The sequence below is a fragment of the Bifidobacterium sp. SO1 genome, from assembly GCF_018555335.1.
Taxonomy (GTDB): Bacteria; Actinomycetota; Actinomycetes; order Actinomycetales; family Bifidobacteriaceae; genus Bifidobacterium; species Bifidobacterium simiiventris.
Window position 1 is genome coordinate 98675 of the sequence record NZ_JAFEJR010000009.1, and the last position, 14054, is coordinate 112728.

Genomic DNA, 14054 nt, shown 5'->3' on the forward strand with positions numbered 1-14054 from the left:
TAGGATTTCTCCGCTTGTCATATCAACCGTCATATCAAGCTCAGGGGTGCTTATGGCCAACGGAATCAACGCATACACGCAGACTGAATGGTCGGGGGAAACGCTCGACCTGTTCGGTCCGCGCCGCGACGTGTTCTCCGAACGCTACCATCTCACCCGCTGGGGCAAGATCAAGCGGCTCAAGCAGATCGCCGGCATCGCCAAGCAGTTCGACGTCGCCCACGGTCTAACCCCGGTCAAAATGCGGCTCATGCTCGAGGCGCTCGGGCCCACGTTCGTCAAAGTCGGCCAGATCCTGTCGATGCGTTCGGAAATGCTGCCGCAATCGTTCTGCGACGAACTGGCTAAACTGCGCGCCGACGCCGATCCGATGCCGTACGAAACCGTCGTCGAAACGCTGTCGCACGAATACGGCCGCCCGGTCGACGAGATCTTCGAGCACATCGACGCCACACCGCTCGGTTCCGCATCGCTCGCACAGGTCCACCGCGCCACGCTCCTCACCGGCGAGGACGTGGCCGTCAAGGTCCAGCGACCCGGCGTGCGAGAAACGATGGCACAGGACGTGTCGATCATGCGATCGATCGCAAAAGTCGCCACCAAAGTCGTCTCCACCGCGCAGGTCGTGGACCTCGGCGGCGTGGTCGAGGAACTGTGGGACACGTTCGAATCCGAAACCGACTTCCTCGTGGAGGCGCGCAATCTCGCGGAATTCAAACGATTCTGCGAGCCGTACAAGTACATGGACTGCCCGAAGCCGTACATGGACCTGTGCACTGAACACGTTGTCGTGATGGACTACATCGAAGGCATCTCCGTCTCCCATCCCGACCGGCTCATTGCCGCCGGCTACGATCTCAAGGAAATCGGCACCAAACTCGTCGACAACTACGCCACGCAGATATTGGACGACGGCTTCTTCCACGCCGACCCGCACCCCGGCAACATCATGGTCGCCGGCGGACAGATCGTCCTGCTCGATCTCGGCATGACCGGTCGGCTCAACATGAAGACGCGGCAGGTCATGAAACAGATGATCTTCGCCGTTGCCAAGCAGGACACGCCTGCGCTCGCCGACGGTTTGCTGCGGTTCGCCGGATCTGCCAATAATCCTGAGGACTATCCCGCGCTGCTTGCCGATCTCGACACGATCGTCGCCGAGTACGGCACGGTCGATCTGTCCGATCTGGACATCGCCGCGTTCATCACCGAACTGACTCAGCTCGCGCAACGGCACGGGATCGAGGTGCCGAGTTCGGTCACGACGGTCGGGCGCGCGTTGGTGACGCTCGAGGGGTTGCTCGACGAGTTCATTCCCGACGTGAACATGATCGAGATCATCTCGAAGCACATCGCGACGAGTAAGTCGCCCAAACAGGCGGCGCGAGACGAACTGGAGTCACTTGGTGTCGAGGGACATCTCGCGCTGCACGGGCTGCTGAGCGCGCTGGCCGAGGCGAAGACCGCGTCGCGCATGCTTACGCGCGGGCAGTTGCGCGTCAATGTGGAACTGATCGGTGCGGAGGAGCCGATGAACAAGCTTTCCGACATGGTGAACCGCTTAACTATGGCGCTGATCGTCGTTGGGCTGTTCGTCGGGTCATCGATCGTGTATTTCGCCGGCATGAAGCCGATCATTTTCGGCATCCCGGTGGTTGGTTTTATGGGCTACGTGGTCGCGTTCGTGCTGTCCGCGTGGATCGTCTTCGACATCAACTTCAAGCGCCGCAAGAAGCGGTGAGCGCTGGGCGGTACTCGTGTTCGCAACTTCATAAGTCAGTTATGAAGTTATGGACCAAACTTCATAAAAATTTTATGAAGTTGCGGTGGTGTCAGTTGAGTGCCGCGAGAATGTAAGGGTCGGTGAGCGCGGGCGGTACTTGGTCTACGGTGGCGCCATCGTTGTCATTTCGACCGAGCGCAGCGAGCGGAGAAATCTTCCGCGGATTTGCGTTTTCGGAAGATTTCTCGACTCGGCTTCGCCTCGCTCGAAATGACATGAAGACAGCTTCGCTCCGCTTGAAATGACACAAAGACAGGTTTGACTCACTCAGAATGACGTGGAGACAGCTTCGCTCCGCTTGAAATGACGTGGAGATGTATGGGCTTCCGCTGTTACCGGCGGCGGGAGGAGATCCACCAGTTGAGGATGGAGCCGGCGGCGACGAGGAGCGCGCCGCACCAGAACGGCAGGGACAGCGCGAGACCGAGCAGGACAGCGCTGGCGGCGGTGGACAGAACCGGTGCGGCGTAGCTCGCCATTGCCAACGTGCGCATGCTGCCGTGCAAAATGCCGTGACCCCAGCAGGCGTAGCCGCCCGCGATCGACGCCGCCGCGCCGAGCACGGCCAGCCATCCCCAGATCGACGGGGCGGCTGGAGGCCAGCCCTCGCCCGACGTGAAGTGAATCACCCACAATGCCACCGCCACGAACGGGAAGAACACGGACGTGCCATCCTTTCCGTCGGCCATCGCGGGCGTGAACACCGCATACACCGACCATGCGGACGCGCCGGCGAACGCAAGCAGATACGGCAGCGGATTCGCGGCGATATGCTGTGCGGCCAGTCCCCAGTCCAGGCCGCTGTTACCGCCGACCGCCAGCACCACGCCGGCAGTGGCGACGATCGCGCCCGGCAACACGCGCAGTACGGAGCGCAGTCGGCTGGGACGCGTGTTGCCGTCGCTGCGCCCGCCGACGCCATCGGCGGTGCCATCGTTGGCAGCCGCGGCGATATTGCGGCGATCTGCCGCAACGCCGCGTCGCCGCACGGTCGGGAACACGGCGGCCGTCAGCAGCACCATCATCGTCGGCCACAGATAATTCACCAGACTCACCTCGACCGACGATTCGGCCGTGCTCGCGAGCCCGATCGACAGCGAGATCGACGATTCGTAGAACACGAACAGCAATCCACCGAACAGCAGGTATTTGCGCGGATATTCGCGCAACGGCGCGGGACGGTGGAAGATCATGAGCAGCACGACGCCGGTGGTGTAGATGAGCGCCGAGCCGAGCGTCGCGCCGAACGCGTCGGCGACCACGCGCACGAGACCGGTCATCATGCTCCACAGCAGGATCGCGCACAAGCCGACCGTCGTCGCGGCCGACGAGATGGGGTGGCCGCCGGCGGAGGGCCGCTGGGTGGCCGATGCCGGCGGCTGTGATTGCGCGGATTGCTGCGGATGATCGGTCATGACGGGTCCTTCGTCTGGGGTGATGCTGATGCCAGAGCCATTCTATGTGGGATGGTGCCGGGCTGGGCCTGGATGCGCGGAACGACTTGCCGACGGTTTCTCGGAGCTGCCTTCGCAGGTATGGGGCGGGTGCGTGCGATGGAGAGCAGACGTCACCCGCCTTGGCGGTTGAAGATGCGGCCGGTGCTTTCGAGCGGGGTGCGGCGCATGGGGTCGGTGGACTCACGCACGACCATCGGGCACTCCACCGTGAACACCCCGTGGTGCGGCCGCCCGGCCAGCGCATCCAGCAGATACCGCGCGGCCATCTTGCCGAGCATCGGAATGTTGTTGTCGAACGTGGTCAACGTCGGATGCGCGTTCGCCGCGAACACGAACCAGTTGTCGTGCCCGACCACGGCCACGTCCTGCGGCACGCGTTTGCCGGCCGCCATCAGCCCGCGCACCGCCCCGCGCGCGATCTCGTCGCTCAAACAGTAGATCGCGTCGAGATGCGGGTGCTGCTCGATCAGCAGTTGTGCCGCCCGCTCGCCCCACTCCTCGCTCCACGCGTCGAACAGCACCGCCACGGGCCGGAAATCGTACAGTGTGAACGTGCGCCACGCCCCGCGCGCACGGTCCTTCGCGGCCTGGAAATCCTCCGGCCCGGCGATGATCGCAATATACCGCCGACCCAGGCTGAGCAGGTACTCGATCGCCTGCGCGCCCGCGCCAACGTTGTCACAGATGATCGAGCAGTCGGCCGGATCGCGCGACGGATCGTACGCGTAGATGACCGGCAGTCCCATCGTGGTCTTCGGATCGAGCGGAGGCCGCGGGTTCGTCGTGCTGCCGACGACGATCAGGCCGTCCACACCATGCGCCGCGAGCCGGTCGATATGGCTGCGTTCGAGCGCGGGTCGGCCGTGCGAACTCATGAGCAACGCGGCGTGATTGGAGGCTCCCAGCGTGGTCTCCGCGCCGGTGAGCATCGGCAGGGCGAACCGGCCGTTGTAGTCGGAGGTGATGAGTCCGACGAGTCCGGAGCGTTGGCGGTGGTGCGGCGACGACGCGGAGGCGGATTCGGTCGATTTGCGATAGCCGAGCTGCTGGGCGGCTTCGATGATCGCGCGCTGCGTGCTCGCGGAGACGCGGTCGGTGCGGTTGGGCGCCTTCGATGCGGTGGCGATGGATACGTTCGCAAGACGCGCGACGTCGGCAAGGGTGGGACGGCGGCGTGACGGTTGCGGGGCGGGAGGGAGATTTCTCGACTCGCTGCGCTCGCTCGAAATGACAGGGGATGGAGAGTGGCGTGCCGACTGATGCGATTGCGACGGTGCGATATCGGCGATGGTTGCGTGAGCGTTCACAAATAATAGGGTATGCGAAAATTTTCGCATTCGCAAGACCCGCGGACGCGACGGTTAACGCTCACTTAATATCGTCATCGACAACAGCCGAAAGGGCGCCACCGCATGGCAGCGGACCTCTCCGACGGCCGGAAACAACAGCAGTAAGCAGTACCTACAGTGTCGAAAGGACGCACCATGACTACGCAACATGTCACGGTCACTTCGCCGTTCTGGAAGCGGTATCGTGAGAACGTTGCCAAGGAAGTGATCCCCTACCAGTGGGCGGTCATCAACGACGAACAGAAGATCGACATCCCGCGCGACCCGTCCGGCGCCAAGCAGGACATCGACTACCACTACAGCCGCGCCGTGCGTAACCTGCGCATCGCCGCCGGCGACGAGAAGGGCGAGTTCAAGGGCTTCGTCTTCCAGGATTCCGACGTGTACAAGTGGCTCGAGGAAGCCGCGTACTCGCTCGCGTACGAGCCGGACGACCAACTCAAGGAGCTGTGCGACAAGCTCGTCGACCTCATCGCCCGCGCCCAGCGCCCCGACGGCTACCTCGACACCCCGTACATCATCAAGTCCGGCGCGTTCGCCAAGCGCAACCGCTTCACCCAGATCCAGCAGTCCCACGAGATGTACGTGATGGGCCACTACATCGAGGCCGCCGTCGCGTACTACGAGGTCACCGGCAACCAGCAGGCGCTCGACGTCGCCAAGAAGATGGCCGACTGCCTCGACGCGAACTTCGGCGAAACCGACGGCAAAATCCCCGGAGCCGACGGCCACCCGGAGATCGAACTCGCGCTCGCCCGCCTGTTCGAGGTCACGCACGAAGACAAGTACCTGAAGCTCGCGCAGTTCTTCATCGACGTGCGCGGCAAGGACCCGAGCTTCTACGACAAGCAGAACGAGAAGATCGGCGACGGCTCGACCGACATCTTCCCGCAGATGCGCGGCTGGACGCACGAGTACACGCAGACCGCACGTCCGATCCGTCAGCAGCTCACCGCCGAAGGCCACGCCGTGCGCGTCGGCTACATGCTCACCGGCGTCGCCCACGTCGCCCGTCTGACCGGCGACACGGAACTCGAGGAGACCGCCAAACGCCTGTGGCACAACATCGTCACCAAGCGCATGTACATCACCGGCGGCGTCGGTTCGACGCACGTCGGCGAGGCGTTCACCTACGACTACGACCTGCCGAGCGACACCATGTACGGCGAGACCTGCGCGTCCGTCGCCATGAGCTTCCTCGCGCACCAGATGCTCGAACTCGAGACGCGTGGCGAATACGCCGACGTGCTCGAGAAGGAGCTGTTCAACGGCTCCATCGCCGGCATCGCGCTCGACGGCAAGCACTTCTACTACGTTAACGCGCTCGAGGCCGACCCGCAGGCTACCGAGCACAACCCCGACCGCTACCATGTGCTCATGCACCGCGCCGAATGGTTCGGCTGCGCGTGCTGCCCGGCCAACATCGCGCGACTCATCGCGTCCGTGGACCGCCACCTGTACACCGTGCATGAGGACAAGCGTGAGATCATCGCCCACCAGTTCATCGCGAACGACGCCGAGTTCTTCGACGGCGTGAAGGTCTCGCAGAAGTCCAACTTCCCATGGGACGGCCACATCGAGTTCACGGTGAGCGTGCCGGAAGGCGCGCAGCCGGTTCAGTTCCTCGTGCGCATCCCGTCGTGGTCCGCATCCAAGCACGAGATGACCGTGAACGGCGAGGACGCGCGCCGCCTGCCGGTCGTGGACGGATTCGTGACGATTGCCGCGGCCGCCGGCGAGACGACGACCGTGACGCTCGACCTGGACATGGCCGTGAAGTTCATGCGTTCGAAGACGCTGGTTCGCCACGACATCGGCAAGATCGCCGTGATGCGCGGACCGATCGTGTTCTGCGCCGAGGAAACCGACAACACCGCACCGCTGTGGAACTACCACATCGGCAGCCACGACGCCGACCGCGCGAAGGCCGAATACCACTTCGGCGAACTCGACGGCGTGGAGGTCATCACGATCCCGGCCACCAAGCGCACGCATGACGGCGACGACTTCCCGCTGTACGCGGACGTCGAGGAGCACCCGGTCGGGGAGAAATCCTACGACTTGAAGCTCATCCCGTACTACGCGTGGGCCAACCGCGAGATCGGCCAGATGCAGGTCTGGTTCGACTCCGACTTCTGATCCCCGTCCTGGCCCCTCGGCCGAGGGGCCGTCGCCCTGTCATTTCGACCGGGCGAATTGACCCACCTGTCATTTCGACCGAGCGCAGCGAGCGGAGAAATCTTACGAGAGCGTATCGCATCGAAGGATCTCTCGACTGCGCTTCACTCCGCTCGAGATGACAGTGAAGTGACTTCACTCCGCTCGAGATGACAATCCGACAGTTTTTCACCAATCAACGAAGAAGGAAACAACAACAATGAGTGCTGCAACTCAGGACGCTTCCGCAGTGAAGCTTTCTACGAAGGAGAAGATCGCCTACTCCTTCACCGACATGGCCGGCAACCTGCTGTACGTGACGATCTCGTCGTACATCATGTACTTCTACACCAACGTCTTCCACATCCCGGCCGCCGGCGCGCTGGGCGCGGCGACCATCCTGCTCGTCGCCCGCTTCGCCGACGCGATCTCCGCCATCGTGTGGGGCTCCATCGTCGACCACACCAACACCAAGTGGGGCCAGTCCCGCCCGTGGTTCCTGTGGCTGTGCGTGCCGTTCGCGGTCACCGTGTGGATCGCGTTCACCGCGCCGAGTCTGCCTGAAGGCGCCCCGAAGTTCGCGTACGCGCTGATCACCTACATCCTGGCCGCCGGCGCCGTCTACACCGGCATCCAGACCCCGATCACCGCCATCCTGCCGAACCTCACCTCCGACCCGACCGAGCGCAACAACGCCAACTCCTTCCGCATGGCCGGCGGCCAGATCGGCTCCTTCATCACCTCGTCCTTCACCATCCCGCTGGTCGGTGTCTTCGGCACCATGGTTGGCGGCGGCGACAAGGCCGGCTTCATGATCGTCACCGCGATCTGGGGCGTCATCGCCATCGCGCTGCTCCTGTTCTCCTTCAAGAACCTCAACGAGCGCAACTACCACCCCGAACTCAACAAGCCGATCCCGCTGAAGGACTCCTTCAAGGCCGCCAAGGGCAACTGGCCGTGGATCATCCTCGTCGTCGCGTTCGTGATCTACTGGGTCGCCCAGTCCACCCGTAACGGCGTGTCCACCTACTACGCGCAGTACGTGCTCGACAACCGCAACCTGACCTCGCTGTTCAACGGCGTGCAGGTCCTCGGCCTGCTCGGCACCATTGCCATGCCGATCATCGCCAACAAGACCAAGAACAAGACCCTAACCATGATCATCGGCCTCGTCATCGGCGGCGTCGGCCAGGCGCTCATGCCGCTCGCCGGCACCAACGTCCCGCTGCTCGTTATCTTCTGGACCATCGGCGTGTTCGGCGCGGCCATCGCCATCGGTATGCCGTTCGGCATGCTCGCCGACACCGTCGACTACGGCGAGTGGAAGACCGGCGTGCACGCGGCCGGCTTCCTGACCGCCGTCGGCTCCGCGTTCTGCATCCAGGTCGGCTCCGGCTTCGGTGCGTTCCTGCCGCTCGAGATCATGGGCGCGGCCGGCTACGACGCCAACAAGGAAGTCCAGTCGCAGTCCGCGCAGGACGCGATCAGCTTCTGCTTCATCTGGCTGCCGGTCATCGTCTACGTCATCGTCGGCGTGATCATGTGTTTCTACCGCAAGTACGAGAAGATGGAGCCGCAGATCAAGGCCGAGCTGGCCGAGCGTCACGCGAAGGCGCTCGCCGAAGCCGGCGAGTGATCCCGCCTCGGTCGGTCTGCCGGCCGATCGAAACAGCCGAATGCCGATAACCGAATAACCAAACGGATTCCGCGTGGAGCGTGACCCGGTGCGCGATTGGCCGGGGCGTCACCCGCGCGGGATCCGACTCGTCATCCGCAAGCCGTGTGTATGTAGCGTTACGCCCCGCCGCATCCGCACGGCTTGCGTCGTATCCGGCTGCATTCCGAATCGGTGATCCTTGGCTAGGTTCGCTGAGCGTCCGTTTTCTGTCAGGATAGTTCCGGTTCTTGTGGGAAGCGGACGCTGATCGTTCTTCTTACGTCCGTTTCTCGCTAGGATCACGCCGGTTCTTGTGGGAAGCGGACGCTCTTGCCGTGCTTAGCGTCCGCTTTCGTCCAGTAGTGGGGTGGTCCTGGACGAAAGCGGACATATCCGTATGTGCCGGCAGCTGGGGCAGTGGGTGGGCTAGGCTCGGAATGGAAATCCAAGCGGGTGGCCTAAGGGAGGAAACCATGGCATCCAACACGTTCCTCAAGCATCTTCTCGTCGGCGGCGCGGTGGCCGCCGGAGCCGCGGCATGGGCGATCAAGCCGCGTTCGTTCACCGACAAGCAGCACAACTACGTGCCGTCCGTGCCGGACGTCTGGTACGCGCACCGCGGCCTGCACGACGCCGGTTCCGGCCTGACCCCGCAGTACGCGATCGAAAGCGGCGAATACGTGGCCCGCGCGCGCCGCATGGCCATGAAGGCCGGCTACGGCGACCCGTCCGTCACCACGTCGATCGCGCCGGAGAACTCGCTCGCCGCGTTCGCCGCCGCCGCCGAGGCCGGTTACGGCATCGAGCTCGACCTGCAGCTGACGAAGGACGGACAGGTCATTGTCGTGCACGATCCCGATCTCAAGCGCGTGGCCGGCGATCCGCGCCGCGTGGCCGATCTGACGTACGACGAGCTGACCCGCATCCCCCTGTTCCCGAACGATGCTCCGGGCACCGCGATCGCGTCCGAACTGCCCGGCGCCGACGATCCGGCGACCGTCACAACCCCCGCGAACCCGCCGGCCGGCTACTACCAGCACGTGCCGCTGTTCTCGGACGTGCTGCGCGTGGTCGCCGGCCGTGTGCCGCTGATCGTGGAGTACAAGTTCGACGACAACGCCGCGTTCGGTTCGCGCGAAGAAGAGCTGGTGGAGAAGGGCGACGCGCTGCTGCAGGCGTACGACGGCGCGTATGTGATCGAATCGTTCAACCCGCGGGCCGTGGAATGGTACAAGAACCATCGTCCGGAAGTGTGCCGCGGTCAGCTGGCGGGCGGTGTGACGCTCGAGGAAGACGGTTGGCTGGAGTGCGTGGCCGGACTGCTGATCTTCGACTGGATGTCGCGGCCTGATTTCGTGGCGTATGACTGGCATGGCGGCAACTATCCGCAGGTTCGTGCGTCCCGTGCGATGGGCGCGACGGCTGTCTCATGGACCGTGCGCAGCAGCGACGAGTTGGCCGAGTGCGATGACTGGTTCGACCGTCACATCTTCGAGGCGTTCGTGCCCGAGCGCTGAGGCGGGGTGCCCATCTCATCTCATAGGTGGGTGAAATAGGACACCGAAAATCATAAGTGGGTATTTGTGGACTAGTTAGACTCCGATCGGAGGTCCAAATAGTCCACAAATACCCACTTTCGTTATTTCGACGTGTGGGATGGTCCGGATCTACCCACCTTTGCCGTTGTGAGATCCGGATTCACCCACTTTCCGTCTTTCCCCGATCCGGGTTCACCCGTCCGTCATCCTGTGAGGTCCGGGTTTGCCCACTTATCATGTCACGTATCACCGTGACGATCGGTTGATCGGTTCCGTGTACGACTTCGTCAGTCGACCACGCCGTAGAGGCGGTCGCCGGCGTCGCCCAGACCCGGCACGATGTAGCACTTCTCGTTGAGCTTCTCGTCGACCGCGCACACGACGACCTTGAAATCGATGGACGGGTCGATGTGCTCCTGCACGAACTGGATGCCTTCCGGCGCGGCGATGATGCACACCGCGGTGACATCCTTGGCGCCGCGCTCGGCCAGATAATGCGTGGCGGCGACGAGCGTACCACCGGTGGCGAGCATCGGGTCGATGAGGAAGCACTGGCGGCCGGTCAGGTCGTCGGGCAGGCGGTTCGCGTAGGTGATCTGCTGGGTCGGGTGCTCCTCGTCGCGCTTCATGCCGAGGAAGCCGACTTCGGCGGACGGGATCATCTTGGTCATGCCGTCGAGCATGCCGAGGCCGGCGCGCAGCACGGGCACGATGATCGGGCGGGGTTCGGCGATGTGCTTGCCGATCATCGGGGCGACCGGCGTTTCGATCGGCTTGTCGACCACGTCGAGGTTGCGGGTGGCCTCGTATGCCTCCAGCATGACGAGTTCGGAGACGAGCTCGCGGAAGGTGGCGGAGGAGGTGTTCTTATCGCGCAGGACGGTGAGCTTGTGCTCGACCAGCGGGTGATTCAAAACAGTGAGTTCCATAAGACCCAAGCGTACTACGAAAGCCCCGCGCAATCGCTGGCCGGGGAGGGGTGCCGCGCCGGACGTTTTGGGATGGCGGCGGGCGGGGACGTGTGTCTCGCCGGACGGACTGCCGCGCCGGATGATTGCTCGATACGTTGACGCACCGCGCGTCTATTCGGACGTCGGCGCCGCATCGTCCGGCGCCATATCGTTCCGACATCGCCCGGAATCGGACGGATCGCACGGCGGTCGCGCGGGACGGCATACAATAGCGGCCATTGCATACGGTTGCATCGATTGGCGATACGCGAACCGATGCACGTCCGATCGACCGGCTCTCTGCAACGAGAGCAAGAGAGAAAGAAGCAAGATGGCAGCATCACCCGTCCCAACCACGTCTCGCCACCCACGTGAGACCGACGACGTCCCCGTTCCCGCAACCCTGCGAAAATCGCTGAAAAACCGCCACATCCAGCTCATCGCCCTCGGTGGCGCGATTGGCACCGGCCTGTTCTACGGTTCGAGTGAGTCGATCAGCCTCGCCGGCCCGAGCATCCTGCTCGCTTACCTGGTCGGCGGTCTCGCGATCTTCATGATCGTGCGAGCGTTGTCCGAAATGTCGGTCGAAGACCCGAAGGCCGGCGCGTTCAGCTACTACGCCACCCGCTACTGGTCGAAGCGCGCGGGCTTCGTCTCCGGCTGGAACTACTGGTTCAACTACATCCTCGTGTCGATGGTCGAGCTGTCGGTCGTCGGCTCATTTGTCAACTACTGGTTCCCGAACATTCCGCAGTGGGTGTCCGCGGCCGTGTTTCTCGTCGTGATCGCCGCCGCGAACCTGCTCGGCGTGAGCAAGTTCGGCGAGTTCGAATTTTGGTTCGCGATCATCAAGATCGTGGCCGTCGTCGCGATGATCCTCGGCGGTCTCGCGGTACTCGTCGCCAATCTCCCGACCGCGTCCGGCATCAAGGCCAGCTTCGCGAACTGGTTCGCGATCGACGGCGGTTTCTTCCCGCACGGCCTCATGCAGCGCACGGCCGACGGCCAGTGGACCGGTCTGCTCATGGCCCTGTGCGTCGTGATGTTCAGCTTCGGCGGCACCGAACTGATCGGCATCACCGCGGGCGAGACCGAGAACCCGCGCACCACGATCCCGCGTGCCACGAACGGCATCATCTGGCGCATCCTCGTGTTCTACATCGGCGCGCTCGGCGTGATCATGGCCGTGGTGCCGTGGAACACGATCGACGGCAAGTCCAGCCCGTTCGTGCAGATCTTCGACTCGGTGGGCGTGCACGCGGCCGCCGGCATCCTCAACTTCGTGTGCCTGACCGCCGTGATGAGCGTCTACAACTCCGGCCTGTACGCGAACTCGCGCATGCTGTACTCGCTCGCCAAGCAGGGCAACGCACCCGCGTACCTCGGCAAGCTCAACTCGCGCGGCGTGCCGGTCGCGGGCGTGATCACCTCCGCGATCATCACCGCGCTGGCCGTAGTTGTCGTGTTCCTGTGGCCGGAGTTCGCGTTCAACTATCTCATGTCGATCGCGACGATCGCCGGCGTGATCAACTGGTCGATGATCATGATCACGGAAGTGCACTTCCGCAAGGTCGTCGCGGCCGGCGACGGTCCGGCCGAACTTGCCGGACTGCAGGGCAAGACGGCGTTGGACGCGATCCACTTCAAGCTGCCGTTCGCGCGCGTGATGCCGTATATCGTGCTCGCGTTCCTTGCGCTCGTCGTGGTGCTCATGTGCTTCTCGCCGAGCTACCGCGTGGCCGTGGTCGCCGGCGTGATCTGGCTGGCGATTCTGCTCGCCGCCTACCAGATCACGCAGGTGCGCAAGTAATCACGCGCGGTAATCACTTGCTGGCAGAGAGATAGTCGGCCGCGTTGGTCGGGCTGGACGGCACCGCATGACCCTCGGTCACGGTGCCGAGGCCCGCAAGATACGCTTCGCGGCCGGCCTCGATCGCGTGCTTGAACGCGCGCGCCATCACCGGGATGTTGCCCGCGGACGCGATCGCCGTATACGCCATCACCGCGTCCGCGCCCATCTCCATCGCCTCGGCGGCCTGGCTCGGCCGGCCGATACCCGCGTCGATGATGACCGGCACATGCGCGTTGGCGATGATCACCTCGATGAAATCGCGCATCCGCAGCCCCTTGTTCGAGCCGATCAGCGAGCCGAGCGGCATCACGCACGCCGCGCCCGCCTCCTCAAGCTGCCGCGCCGCGATCGGGTCCGGGAACATGTACGGCATCACCACGAACCCCTCCTTCGCGAGCATCTCGGTCGCGCGGATCGTCTCCGCGTTGTCCGGCAACAGGTACTTCGTCTCGTGCTCGATCTCGACCTTCACGAAATCGGTCTGGCACACCTCGCGGGCGAGTCGCGCGATGCGCACCGCCTCTTCCGCGTTGCGCGCGCCCGACGTGTTCGGCAGCATCGTGATGCCCTTGGGGATGTAGTCGAGCAGGTTGTTCTCGGTGGTGCGGCAGCGGCGCAGCGCCATCGTGACGATCTGCGTGCCCGCGTTCTCGATCGTGGCCTTGATGAGGTTCAGATCGTAGCGGCCCGAACCGAGGATGAACCGGCTCGTGAACTTGTGCCCGCCGAGGATGAGCGGATCGGCGTCGCCGGTCGCAATCGCGTCGTAGGCGTGGGCGTCCGGCTCGGGCAGCAGCGCGGTGTTCGTGGCAGTGCCGACGAGTTCGTCGAGCGTCGGTTCGGTGGGCGAAACGTTGGGTTCGGTGGATGGTGCAGTCATGGTTACTCCAGTCATGGTTACTCCTTCGTATTCGATGTCGTATGGATGCCGTTGGTTGCCGCGGCATGCCCGTTGCCGGTCGTCACGGCCGTCACGGCCGTCAGCCGCCCTGCACGAACGTGACGATCTCCACGGTGTCGGTGCCCTTGAGCATCGTCTGCGCGCGCTTTGCCCGCGGCACGATCTCGCCGTTGAGCTCGACGGCCACACGGGCCGGCTTGAATCCCTTGCGCTCGATGAACTCGGCGACGCTGATCGGCCCGTCGAGCTGCTCCTCCTGACCGTTGACGATCATCGGTTCCCCTTCCCCGGCCGCGCCGGATTCGAAAAAAAGGGTCGCTGAAGCAGCCGTACCCTGTGAGGTGGTGCGCCCCTTCATGACCCTTGTCGTAAGTATCACTGGTTGTTCTTGAATTATGTTGAGTTGTCGC

General features: G+C 63.8%; 10 protein-coding genes. 5 read left to right on the forward strand and 5 right to left on the reverse strand.

The genetic code is table 11. The annotated features are described in order from the left end of the window. Positions 1 to 52 precede the first annotated feature (52 nt). Positions 53 to 1741 carry an AarF/UbiB family protein gene (locus JS541_RS08730; RefSeq protein ID WP_214374077.1) on the forward strand — a complete coding sequence of 563 codons (1689 nt, stop codon included), beginning with the start codon at positions 53 to 55 and terminating at the stop codon, positions 1739 to 1741. Positions 1742 to 2115: 374 nt separating this feature from the next. On the opposite strand, the gene JS541_RS08735 is transcribed toward JS541_RS08730, so the two are convergent. Continuing rightward, on the reverse strand, positions 2116 to 3066 hold the full coding sequence (locus JS541_RS08735) for a drug/metabolite transporter permease (RefSeq protein ID WP_214374099.1): 951 nt from the start codon (positions 3064 to 3066) through the stop codon (positions 2116 to 2118). 284 nt (positions 3067 to 3350) lie between these two features. Continuing rightward, positions 3351 to 4547 carry a LacI family DNA-binding transcriptional regulator gene (locus tag JS541_RS08740; protein ID WP_346428302.1) on the reverse strand — a complete coding sequence of 399 codons (1197 nt, stop codon included), beginning with the start codon at positions 4545 to 4547 and terminating at the stop codon, positions 3351 to 3353. A 177-nt stretch (positions 4548 to 4724) separates the two neighbouring features. Here JS541_RS08740 and JS541_RS08745 point away from each other — a divergent pair, with 177 nt between their 5' ends. The 3 genes from JS541_RS08745 (at position 4725) to JS541_RS08755 (ending at position 9920) form a co-directional block, all read left to right on the forward strand. Continuing rightward, on the forward strand, positions 4725 to 6728 hold the full coding sequence (locus JS541_RS08745) for a beta-L-arabinofuranosidase domain-containing protein (protein ID WP_214374079.1): 2004 nt from the start codon (positions 4725 to 4727) through the stop codon (positions 6726 to 6728). Between the two features lie 238 nt (positions 6729 to 6966). Continuing rightward, on the forward strand, positions 6967 to 8382 hold the full coding sequence (locus JS541_RS08750; protein WP_214374080.1) for an MFS transporter: 1416 nt from the start codon (positions 6967 to 6969) through the stop codon (positions 8380 to 8382). 494 nt (positions 8383 to 8876) lie between these two features. Next, complete coding sequence (locus JS541_RS08755) at positions 8877 to 9920, forward strand: glycerophosphodiester phosphodiesterase family protein (RefSeq protein WP_214374081.1); 1044 nt, start codon at positions 8877 to 8879, stop codon at positions 9918 to 9920. Positions 9921 to 10228: 308 nt separating this feature from the next. Here JS541_RS08755 and upp read toward each other — a convergent pair whose 3' ends face one another. Then, entirely contained in the window at positions 10229 to 10870 is a 642-nt protein-coding gene (upp, locus tag JS541_RS08760; RefSeq protein ID WP_163232729.1) for a uracil phosphoribosyltransferase, read from the reverse strand. A 352-nt stretch (positions 10871 to 11222) separates the two neighbouring features. On the opposite strand from upp, the gene JS541_RS08765 reads away from it, so the two are divergent. Further along, positions 11223 to 12701: an amino acid permease gene (locus tag JS541_RS08765; RefSeq protein ID WP_214374082.1), complete on the forward strand. Its 1479-nt coding sequence runs from the start codon at positions 11223 to 11225 to the stop codon at positions 12699 to 12701. A gap of 13 nt (positions 12702 to 12714) precedes the next feature. On the opposite strand, the gene JS541_RS08770 is transcribed toward JS541_RS08765, so the two are convergent. After that, the gene (locus tag JS541_RS08770; RefSeq protein ID WP_236036962.1) at positions 12715 to 13638 is read right to left on the reverse strand and encodes a thiazole synthase; all 924 of its coding nucleotides are present in this window, start codon (positions 13636 to 13638) and stop codon (positions 12715 to 12717) included. An 85-nt stretch (positions 13639 to 13723) separates the two neighbouring features. Continuing rightward, entirely contained in the window at positions 13724 to 13918 is a 195-nt protein-coding gene (gene thiS, locus JS541_RS08775) for a sulfur carrier protein ThiS (RefSeq protein ID WP_214374083.1), read from the reverse strand. Positions 13919 to 14054 lie beyond the last annotated feature (136 nt).